This is a genomic window from Bradyrhizobium sp. Mp19, assembly GCF_029952935.1.
Classification (GTDB): Bacteria; Pseudomonadota; Alphaproteobacteria; order Rhizobiales; family Xanthobacteraceae; genus Bradyrhizobium; species Bradyrhizobium elkanii.
Genome location: NZ_JASAUT010000184.1, coordinates 1 through 882 on the forward strand (window position 1 = coordinate 1; position 882 = coordinate 882).

General features: G+C 66.4%; 1 protein-coding gene. It reads left to right on the forward strand.

The features are described 5' to 3' along the window. Positions 1 to 810 (forward strand): response regulator (locus QJT82_RS45490; RefSeq protein ID WP_281446740.1); only part of this gene is annotated, 810 nt, incomplete at its 5' end. Positions 811 to 882 lie beyond the last annotated feature (72 nt).

The following is an 882-nucleotide window of genomic DNA, read 5'->3' on the forward strand; positions in this document are numbered from 1 at the left end:
GAGCAGCTGACCTCGCTGCTGGTGTTCCGCGCCGGCTCCTCGCAGCCCAAGGCGGTGCCGCTCGGCCTCGTCACCCGGCTGGAGGAGATCGCAACCGACAAGATCGAGCTCTCGAACGGCCGCTACATGGTGCAGTACCGCGAGCAGCTGATGCCGCTGGTGCAGATGGCCGGCGTCGAGGTGCAGAACCAGGGCTCGCAGCCGATCCTGGTGTTCGCCGACGACGGCCGCTCGATGGGGCTCGTGGTCGACGAGATCATCGACATCGTCGAGGAGCGGCTCAACATCGAGGTCGCGGGCAGCCAGGACGGCATCCTCGGCTCGGCGGTGATCAAGGGCCAGGCCACCGAGGTGATCGACGTCGGCCACTTCCTGCCGATGGCGTTCGCCGACTGGTTCTCGCGCAAGGAGATGCGCCCGTCGGCCTCGGCGCAGTCGGTGCTGCTGGTCGATGACTCGGCGTTCTTCCGCAACATGCTGGCGCCAGTGCTCAAGGCTGCCGGCTACAAGGTCAGGACCGCGGGCGGCGCGCAGGAAGGGCTCGCCGCGCTGCGTTCGGGGCAAAGCTTCGACGTCGTGCTGACCGACATCGAGATGCCCGAGATGAACGGCTTCGAGTTCGCCGAGAACATCCGAAGCGACCACAATCTGATCGGGCTGCCGATCATCGCGCTGTCGGCGATGGTGTCGCCGGCGGCGATCGAGCGCGGCCGGCAGGCCGGCTTCCACGACTATGTCGCCAAGTTTGATCGTCCCGGGCTGATCGCGGCGCTGAAAGAGCAGACCGCCGAACTGCGGCGCGCGGCATAACAGGGCTTGAAGGAAAAGAGTGATGACCAGCAAGACCGAGACCAGCGAAGGCGCCATGGCCGAATACGTCAC